General features: G+C 70.3%; 7 protein-coding genes. 3 read left to right on the plus strand and 4 right to left on the minus strand.

Annotation, left to right across the window (positions count from 1 at the left end):
* Positions 1-105 precede the first annotated feature (105 nt).
* Positions 106-912, minus strand: a complete 807-nt coding sequence (locus tag AC07DO_RS26615; protein WP_479063216.1) for a M15 family metallopeptidase — start codon at positions 910-912, stop codon at positions 106-108.
* 72 nt (positions 913-984) lie between these two features.
* Here AC07DO_RS26615 and AC07DO_RS26620 point away from each other — a divergent pair, with 72 nt between their 5' ends.
* The gene (locus AC07DO_RS26620) at positions 985-1,515 is read left to right on the plus strand and encodes an NUDIX domain-containing protein (RefSeq protein WP_479063218.1); all 531 of its coding nucleotides are present in this window, start codon (positions 985-987) and stop codon (positions 1,513-1,515) included.
* Positions 1,516-1,592: 77 nt separating this feature from the next.
* Here AC07DO_RS26620 and AC07DO_RS26625 read toward each other — a convergent pair whose 3' ends face one another.
* On the minus strand, positions 1,593-3,956 hold the full coding sequence (locus AC07DO_RS26625) for a glycoside hydrolase family 31 protein (protein WP_479063220.1): 2,364 nt from the start codon (positions 3,954-3,956) through the stop codon (positions 1,593-1,595).
* A 214-nt stretch (positions 3,957-4,170) separates the two neighbouring features.
* Between AC07DO_RS26625 and AC07DO_RS26630 the strand changes: the two genes are divergently transcribed.
* Both AC07DO_RS26630 and AC07DO_RS26635 read left to right on the plus strand, forming a co-directional pair.
* Positions 4,171-6,156: an acetoacetate--CoA ligase gene (locus AC07DO_RS26630; RefSeq protein ID WP_479063222.1), complete on the plus strand. Its 1,986-nt coding sequence runs from the start codon at positions 4,171-4,173 to the stop codon at positions 6,154-6,156.
* A 90-nt stretch (positions 6,157-6,246) separates the two neighbouring features.
* Positions 6,247-7,140 carry a hypothetical protein gene (locus AC07DO_RS26635; protein WP_479063224.1) on the plus strand — a complete coding sequence of 298 codons (894 nt, stop codon included), beginning with the start codon at positions 6,247-6,249 and terminating at the stop codon, positions 7,138-7,140.
* Positions 7,141-7,199: 59 nt separating this feature from the next.
* On the opposite strand, the gene ptsP is transcribed toward AC07DO_RS26635, so the two are convergent.
* Both ptsP and AC07DO_RS26645 read right to left on the minus strand, forming a co-directional pair.
* The gene (ptsP, locus tag AC07DO_RS26640) at positions 7,200-8,870 is read right to left on the minus strand and encodes a phosphoenolpyruvate--protein phosphotransferase (protein WP_479063226.1); all 1,671 of its coding nucleotides are present in this window, start codon (positions 8,868-8,870) and stop codon (positions 7,200-7,202) included.
* Between the two features lie 77 nt (positions 8,871-8,947).
* Positions 8,948-9,397 carry a PTS sugar transporter subunit IIA gene (locus AC07DO_RS26645; RefSeq protein WP_150182667.1) on the minus strand — a complete coding sequence of 150 codons (450 nt, stop codon included), beginning with the start codon at positions 9,395-9,397 and terminating at the stop codon, positions 8,948-8,950.
* Positions 9,398-9,802 lie beyond the last annotated feature (405 nt).

The following is a 9,802-nucleotide window of genomic DNA, read 5'->3' on the forward strand; positions in this document are numbered from 1 at the left end:
GTGAACCGGATGGCCTCCTTTCGCGTCCGAGTATCGGTAGGGGGTGTCCGGGGCCGACGGGGGTGGTCCCGGACACCCCCTGCGTCACCTGTGCCGCCGGTGGCCTCACTTCCCCCGCAACGACTTCCGGGAGACAGGGAAGTCGAAGTAGGTGTCGGGGAACGTCTCGGGCTTGTACGTGTAGTGCCACCACTCTTCGGGGAGGTTGACGAAGCCCTCCTTGCCGAGCGCGTTGCGCAGGAGATCGCGGTTTGTGCGCTGCTTCCCCTTGATCCGGGGGTCATCCGTGTGCGAAAGGGTGTCGAAGCAGTCGAATCCCGTCCCCATGTCCACGGAGTTGTCGGGGAAACGCTCGCCGCGCGGCCCGAAGCAGGGCTTGAGTGGCTCTCCGGGAATGTACGGCCGGGTAGGCGCGGCCGGCAGCCGCACCACCGTCAGATCCACCGTCGAGCCCCGGCTGTGCCCGGACTTCTCCGCGATGTACCCGTCCGCGAAGAGCCGCGACTTGTCGACATGGGGATAGAACTCCGCCTTCATGCGCTCATCGGCGAGGTCCTCGGCCCAGCGTACGAAGTGGTCGACGGCCCGCTGCGGCCGGTAGCAGTCGTACACCTTCAGGGAGTAGCCCGTGCGCAGCAGCTTGCGCTGCGCCTTGTGCAGGGCCTTCGCCGCGGGCTCGGTGACGATGCACATCGGCTTTCTGTAGCCGTCTACTGGCTCACCCACGAAGTTGTGCGGCGTGAAGTAACGCATCTCCTGGATGATCGTGGGGTCGATGTCGCGCAGCGCGACGAACTCCGGAGGAGCCTTCGGCTCGGCACGCGCGTGCGCGGGGGAGGGGACGGCGGCCACGGAGAGCAGAGCCGCGGCACAGAGGGCGAGATTCCGCAGGGCGGGGACAAGTCCTGTCATGTCCCAGCGTCTATCAGGATCACCGCCACCCGCGAAAGACCGGCGCGACAGGGATCGGATACAGTCCGCGGCGTGTCCGCATCCCCACACCTCACCAACTCCGTTCCGGGCTCCCACTGTTCGAGCTGCGGAACGTCCTACGAGGACCAGCCCGTGAGCTGGCCCCGCACCTGCGCCCACTGCGGCGCGGTGGCCCATCGCAACCCGCTGCCCGTCGCGGTCGCGCTCCAGCCCGTGTACGACACCCAGGGCACCGGCCTGGTCGTCATCACCCGCACCATCGCTCCCGCGCGGGGAGGCATCGCACTGCCCGGCGGGTTCATCGACGACCGCGAGGACTGGCGCGACGCGGTCGTGCGCGAGCTGAAGGAAGAGACCGGCATCGGAGCGGAGAGCCGCGACGTGCGCCTGGTCGACGCCATGAGCGCAACCGACGGCTACCTCCTGCTCTTCGGCCTCCTCCCCGCACGGCCTGCCGCAGATCTCCCGCGGTCCGCCCCGACGGACGAGACCGACGGCTGGGACCTGCTGCGCCGCCCCGAAGAACTCGCCTTCCCGCTGCACACACTGGCGGCGCGCGCATGGTTCGAGGGCCGCTACTGACCGGCAACCGCCACCGGCCCCCGGCGGGCCACGCCACACCCCTCAGCCGCAGTCGGCCCCCGCGTCGCGGTTGACCCTCACCCGTCCACTCCCCGCACCCGCACCGGGCGCTCCGGTGCGGGCCCGCCCTCGTTACCCTCCCGCTCGACGACGACCCGCCCCTCGCTCCACCGCGTCGTGAACCGTTCGAGCTCCGCCTCCGCCCACCCGTCACCCGCGTCGGCCACCACGAGGCCGCCCCCGGAACGCCCCCGGGCGGGCGCCCACGCCTCCAACTCGATGCCACCCTCGCACCCGCGCACGGGCAGCACCGAGCCCGCGCGTGCGAACACAGGGACGCGCGACAACGGAGCGTCCACCAGCACCTTCCCCGGCCCCTCGTAGGCCCGGCCGGTCGCCGTGTCGTACCAGCGCCCCCGCGGCAGCCGCACCGCCCGCCGCACCGCACCGCTCTCCAGCACCGGTGCCACCAACAAGGAGTCGCCGAGCAAGAACGCGTCCTCACAGTCCCGCAACGCCCTGTCCTCCGGATTCCCCCACCACAGGGGCCGCACATAAGGAGCGCCGGTACGCCGCGCGAGGTGGGCGAGCGTCACGAAGTACGGCAACAGCCGCCTGCGCTCCACGAGCACCTCGCGCGCGTGCCCCAGCACCTCGTCGCCGAACTCCCACGGCTCACGCCGCCCCGCCCCGATCGCCGCATGCGTACGGAACAGCGGCAGATACGCCCCCAGTTGGAACCACCGCAGAAACAGCTCCGGAGACGGACTGCCGTCGAAACCGCCCACATCAGGACCCGAGTACGGCACACCGCACAACCCGAGCCCCAGCACCAGCGACAACGACGCCCGAAGCCCCGGCCAGCCCGTGGACACGTCCCCGGACCACGTCCCTCCGTAGCGCTGCATCCCCGCCCACCCGGAACGCGAGAACAAGAAGGGCCGCTCCTCGGGGTGCAGCGCACGCACCGCTTCGTACCCGGCACGGGCCATCGCAAGGCCGTAGACATTGTGGGCCTCACGATGGTCACCGCCACGCCCCTCCAGGGAGTGCCGCGCCGACCGCGGCAGCGTCGCCTCGCCGAACGCGGCGAATGACACCGGCTCGTTCATGTCGTGCCAGAAACCCGAGAAACCCTGATCGAGACGCTCCTTGTAGAGCGTGCCCCACCACTTACGCGCGCGTGGGTCGGTGAAATCGGGAAACACCGCCTCCCCGGGCCACACGACGCCACGCACAGGACGCCCCGAGGCATCCCGCACGAAGACATCGGCGGCCATTCCACTGTCGTACGCCTCCACCCCCTGCTCGGACTTCACCGCCGGATCGACGATCGACACGAGCCGGATCCCGCCCTTGCGCAGCTCGTCCGCGAGCTGCGGCAGCTTGGGAAACCGCTCCCTGTCGACGGTGAACACCTGGTGCGCTTCGTAGTGATCGATGTCCAGGTGCACCGCATCCAGCGGCAGCCCGCGCTCCTGATAGCCGGCGACGATCCGCCGCACCTCCTGTTCGCTGCCGAAGCCCCACCGCGCGTGATGGTGCCCGAGCGCCCACGAGGGCGGCAGCGCCGGCGGACCGGTCAGCGACGCCCACGAGTGCAGCACGCGCGCGGGAGTGCCGACCATCGCCCAGTACCGCAGCGGACCACCACTCATCCGCACCTCGCACGAACCGGCCCTGTCATGGCCGGAACCGGCACCTTCCACGCCCTCGTGGAGGGAGACAGCGCCCTCCCACGTGTTGTCGTGGAACACCAGATGCGTGGCGGCGTCGGCCACCACCATCTGCACCGGCATGGTGATGTACAGCGGATCGTCGCCCGGCCCGAAGGACCCACCCGGATCCGTGTTCCACAGCCGGTACGTCCCGTTCCGCAGCCGGGGCCCCGAGGACCGGCCGCCGAGACCGAAGAACCGCGCCTCCGCAGGCACCTCCGACCGCTGCACCCACCGCCCCGCGCCACCATCGGCCCGCTCCCACCACCGGGGCGGCAGATCTCGCCGCAACGCCACACCGCCTGGCGTGCGCAGCTCCACCGCCCCGTACCGCGAGACGACCACCGTCACGCGCTCCGAGACCACCCGCCAGCCGCCCTCCGTGTCGGGCTCCAGCACGGCCCGCGGATCCGGCTCGGGGCTCCGGCCCGCCAACGCGTACGACGGCTCCGGCTCCGCCCCGTCCCACCCCAGGAAGACCGCTCCGCCGACGGTCACCCGCACCCGCAGCTCGGCGCGGGCGAACCGCACCACACCACCGCCCGGCTCCTGCTCCATCCCCGTCACGGGCCCCGGCACCCGCGCGCGCTCCGCGCCCAGCGGCACGACCGCCGCCGCGTCCGCCCGCCATCTGCGCCACGAGGAGCGCACCGTGCGCAACCCCTGCGCCGTGCCGACCATGCCGACCACCTTCACCGAACGCACCAGGTCACGACCGTTCATGCTGCTCACCCTGCCACCGAAGAAGCCATATGTGTGCCCCGTTCATTGGCCGTTCACCTGGGGCGACGCCACACAGCCGCGAGGCCGACTGTGTGGGGCACACCCTGGTGCGGAAGTCGATCACATGGCATCGTCCTTGCAGCCGTGTTCACGCGCACACCCAGCACGTGCGCACTCCACACGCATACGACGCGTACAGTCCGGGAGCCGCCCCATGACGTCCTCAGCGAACCCTGCGCCGCTCTGGCAGCCGAGCCCGGAGAGGATCGCCGGAGCGCAGGTCACCCGGTTCCAGGCCTGGGCCGCCGAGCACTACGGAGCCCCGGCCGACGGAGGCTACGAAGCGCTGCACCACTGGTCGGTGACCGAGCTCGAGACGTTCTGGAAGGCCGTCACCGACTGGTTCGACGTCCGCTTCACCACCCCCTACGCGCGCGTACTCGGCGACCGCACCATGCCCGGGGCCGAGTGGTTTCCCGGAGCGACCCTCAACTACGCCGAACACGCACTGCGCGCCGCCGACGACCCCACGCGCGCGGACACCCCCGCTCTCCTCCACGTGAACGAGAGCCACGACCCCCAACCCGTCACCTGGGCCGAGCTGAGCCGTCAGGTCGGCTCCCTGACGGCGGAACTGCGCGCCCTCGGCGTACGCCCCGGAGACCGCGTCAGCGGTTACCTGCCGAACATCCCGCAGGCCGTCGTCGCCCTCCTGGCCACCGCCGCTGTCGGCGCCGTCTGGACCTCCTGCGCCCCCGACTTCGGCGCCCGCAGCGTCCTCGACCGCTTCCAGCAGGTCGAACCGGTCGTCCTGTTCACCGTCGACGGCTACCGCTACGGAGGCAAGGAGCACGACCGCCGCGACACCGTCGCCGAACTCCGCTCCGAACTGCCCAGCCTCCGCGCGGTCGTCCACATTCCGCTGCTCGGCACCGAGGCCCCCGAAGGCGCCCTGGAATGGTCGGCCCTCACCACAGGGGACACCGCCCCCACCTACGAGGCCGTACCTTTCGACCACCCACTGTGGGTGCTCTACTCGTCCGGCACCACAGGCCTGCCCAAGGCGATCGTCCAGTCCCAGGGCGGCATCCTCGTCGAACACCTCAAGCAGCTCGGCCTGCACTGCGACCTCGGCCCCGACGACCGCTTCTTCTGGTACACCTCGACGGGCTGGATGATGTGGAACTTCCTCGTCTCCGGCCTTCTCACGGGCACCACGATCGTCCTGTACGACGGCAGCCCCGGCCACCCCGACACCGCGGCCCAGTGGCGCATCGCCGAACGCACCGGAGCCACCCTCTTCGGCACCTCGGCCGCGTACGTCATGGCCTGCCGCAAGGCCGAAGTCCACCCCGCCCGCGACTTCGACCTCTCCCGCGTCACCTGCGTCGCCACGACCGGCTCCCCGCTGCCCCCGGACGGCTTCCGCTGGCTCCACGACGAGTTCGTCGACACCCCGGGCGGACTGTGGACGGCCTCGGTCAGCGGCGGCACCGACGTCTGCTCCTGCTTCGCCGGAGCCGTCCCGACGCTTCCCGTGCACATCGGAGAACTCCAGGCACCCTGCCTCGGTACGGACCTCCAGTCCTGGGACCTCCACGGCAAACCGCTCACCGACGAGGTCGGCGAACTGGTCGTCACCAACCCCATGCCGTCCATGCCGATCCACTTCTGGAACGACCCGGACGGCGCCCGCTACCACGACAGCTACTTCGACACCTACCCCGGCGTCTGGCGGCACGGCGACTGGATCACCGTCACCTCACGAGGCTCGGTGGTCATCCACGGCCGCTCCGACTCCACGCTCAACCGCCAGGGCGTCCGCATGGGATCCGCCGACATCTACGAAGCCGTCGAGCGCCTCCCGGAGATTCGCGAATCCCTCGTCATCGGCGTCGAACAGCCCGACGGCGGCTACTGGATGCCGCTCTTCGTCCACCTCGCCGAAGGTGCCGCCCTCGACGACACCCTCCGCGACCGGATCAAGCGGACGATCCGCGAGCAGCTCTCCCCGCGCCATGTCCCCGACGAGGTCATCGAGGTCCCCGGCATCCCGCACACCCTCACCGGCAAGCGCATCGAGGTCCCGGTCAAGCGCCTCCTGCAAGGGTCACCTCTGGACAAGGCAGTCAATCCGGGCTCCGTCGACCGCCTCGAACTCCTCGACTTCTACTCGGACCTGGCCCGCGAGCGCGCCTGAGATCCGAGCCTTTCCCCAGCTCAGCGGCGATTGTCAGTGGCGCTCGTTACTGTGAGTGAGCATTGATCGACCGAGTGCAGGGGGAAAGTCATGGCGGACACCCGAAACGACACGATGCGACGTGCACTGCGCCGCGAAGTCGCCGGAACCATCGGCCTGCTGGCCGACGAGGAGGACTTCGCGGCCATGCGCCGCTACCGCACCTTCACCTTCGACGACCACGAGACCTACCTCCAGCAGGTCGAAGGCCTCCTCAGAACTCTCGCCTCCCAGGGGCGGCACACCACCATCGCGCTCTTCGACCCCGAGGAGTTCCAGGACTACTGCGCGGAGACCGGCCTGAACCCGGACACCTCCGACAGTCGCAGCCGCTTCACCGCGGCACTCGCCTCCGGCGGCCCCACCGTTCCGTACGAGGGACAGCCCCTCGCCGACCTCGTCCCCGACCTCGTCGACGAGGCGGTCCGCCGCGCCACCTGGGAGTACGCGACCGTCGTCCTCGCCCGCGCGGGCACCTGCGCAACCTGCGGCGAGGACATCGGGCAAGCCGCCTTCAACCGGGCCTCCGCACTCATCACCCAGGCCCTCGACACCACCCGCCCCGGCACCCGCCACCTCGTGTGCAGCGTGCCCTCCGACCCCGAAACCCTCCTCGCCGCACTCCACGCCGAGGTGGACACCGAAGGGCGCGCCCTGCTCGACCACACCGAGGCCCTCGAATTCGCGACGGTCCTCGCCGTCGGCATCGCGACCCATCGCGCCGCCGGCATGGTGCTGCGCTCCAGCGCCGAAGGCACCCGCGACCGCGTCCAGGGCTGGCGCATGAGCGCCGGCCGACTCCAGCCCCTCACCGAAGCCGAAGTCTTCGACGCCTACTGCACCGACGCCATCACGGGTGAACTCGTAGCCCCCGAATCCGACGTCGACTACTGCGCCGCACCCAGCCTCGAAGCAGACGATGCCGAAGGGGACCACACGCACTGAACACACGAGGGCCGCCCCACCGAACGGTGGGGCGGCCCTCGAAACCAAGCACGCGTCGGCTACTCGCCGGAGAGCACCGCCTGCGCGGCCTTGCGAGCCTCTTCCGCACTGTCCGCGGCACGGGCGGCCGACGCGGCACGCTCGCACTGGGCCAGCGTGTACTTGCCGAGCGTCGCACGCACGTAAGGAATGGACGCGGCACCCATCGACAGGGAGGTGACACCCAGACCGGTCAGCACACACGCGAGCAACGGGTCGGAAGCCGCCTCGCCACACACGCCACAGCTCTTGCCCTCGGCGCTCGCCGCCTCGGCGGACAGCGCGACAAGGTCGAGCAGCGCGGGCTGCCACGGGTCCTGCAGCCGGGACACCGCACCCACCTGCCGGTCGGCGGCGAAGGCGTACTGGGCGAGGTCATTGGTGCCCAGCGAGAGGAACTCGACTTCCTGAAGGATCGAGCGCGCCCGCAGCGCGGCCGACGGAATCTCGACCATCGCACCGAACTTCGCCCGCAGCCCCGCCTCACGGCACGCGTCCGCGAACGCCTTGGCGTCGGTACGGTCCGCCACCATCGGCGCCATGACCTCGAGGTAGACGGGCAGACCCTCGGCGGCCTTGGCCAGCGCGGTCAGCTGCGTCCGCAGCACCTCGGGGTGGTCGAGCAGCGCCCGCAGCCCGCGCACGCCGAGCGCCGGGTTCGGCTCGTCGGCCGGCGTCAGGAAGTCCAGCGGCTTGTCGGCACCGGCGTCCAGGACACGCACGACGACACGGCCCTCGGGGAAGGCCTCGAGCACCTTGCGGTACGCCTCGACCTGCTTCTCCTCGGACGGCGCCTTGGTGCTGTCGTCAAGGAACAGGAACTCGGTACGGAACAGGCCGACACCCTCGGCCCCCGCCTCGACGGCGGCCGGTACATCGGCGGGACCGCCGACGTTCGCGAGCAGCGGCACCTTGTGTCCGTCGGACGTCGCGCCCGGACCGGACGACGCGGCCAGCGCGGCCTTGCGCTCGGCGGCGGCAGCCTCGAGCTGCTCCCGCTTCTCCGCGCTCGGGTCCACGAAGATCTCACCGGTGCTGCCGTCCACGGCCACGACCGTGCCCTCGACGAGCTCACCGGCGCCCGGCAGCGCGACCACGGCCGGTACACCGAGGGCACGCGCGAGGATCGCGCTGTGACTGGTCGGGCCGCCCTCTTCGGTGACGAAGCCGAGCACCAGCGCGGGGTCGAGCAGCGCGGTGTCCGCAGGCGCGAGGTCACGCGCGATCAGTACGTACGGCTGGTCGCTGTCCGGAACACCCGGCATCGGAACGCCCAGCAGGCGCGCGACGATGCGGTTGCGCACGTCATCGAGGTCCGCCACCCGACCGGCCATGTACTCACCGGCACCGGCCAGCAGTTCGCGGTAGTGGGAGAACGCGTCGTAGACAGCGCGCTCGGCCGTGCTGCCGACGGTGATGCGCCGGTCGACGTCGGACATGAGCTCCGGGTCCTGAGCGATCATGGCCTGCGCCTCGAGCACCGCCTGGGCCTCGCCACCGGCCAGGTTGCCGCGCGCATTCAGGTCGGCCGCCACAGCTTCCACGGCCTGGCGAGCACGCCCCTGTTCGCGCTCGGCCTCCTCCGCGGGAATCTGCTTGGCCGGCGGCTCGAGAACCGCCGTGCCCATGTGCCGGACCTCGCCGACCGCCACTCCGTGGCTGACACCGACGCCTCGCAGCGTTGTCTCCATTTCACCCGTCTCCGGTAGTGCGACGGGCCCAGCCGTCGCGGTGGTTGTCCTGCGTGCCGTCAGTGACGGCGATGACGTCACTTCCAGCTGAAGAGAGCGTCGCCGGCCTTCACTTCGCCGTCCTCGACGAGGTCGGAGAGAGACTCGGCGGTGGCCTCGAGGGCCACGATGGGGCACACCGGAGACTTGCCGGCGGCCTCGACGGCCGACGGGTCCCAGCGCACGACGGCCTGGCCGCGCTGCACGGTGTCACCCTTGTTGACGAGGAGCTCGAAGCCCTCGCCGTTGAGCTGGACGGTGTCGATACCGAGGTGCGTCAGCACGCCGTGACCCTGGTCGTCGACCACCACGAAGGCGTGGGGGTGAAGAGAGACGACGATGCCGTCCACGGGAGAGACGGCCTCAGAGGGCTCACGCGCGGGATCGATGGCCGTGCCGGGCCCGACCATGGCGCCTGAGAACACGGGATCCGGTACAGCGGAGAGCCCAATGGCACGTCCTGCGAGCGGGGACGAAACACTGGTCATGGCAAGCCTCCCAGGGGGTGGAGATTCATAGCCGCCGTCACTACCTGTCCTGGACGACGCACTGTTCAGAAGCGTAAGTCATAAGAAGTCCCGGTTCCGCATGAGTGGTCCCGGTTGGCGGGAGTAGAGGCAGTGCACAAGCGATTTGCGCCCGCCCGGACCCCGATGTACAGTCGTACTCCTGCCTGGGGCCGTGGGACGCAGCAAGCGTCCGGCTCCCGGCGGCATCCTTCAGATCAGATCCTATCCCTGGGTCCGGTTCCGCATGTCTGCGGTGACCGTGGTCAGAGAGACGAATGAGACCTGATAAAGTCGGAGCCGCCGGAAAGGGAAACGCGAAAGCCGAAAGGCCGGAGCGGGAACCGGAAAGGCACCGAGGAAATCGGACACGAAAGAGTCTGATAG

Source organism: Streptomyces sp. NPDC045678, from assembly GCF_056432085.1.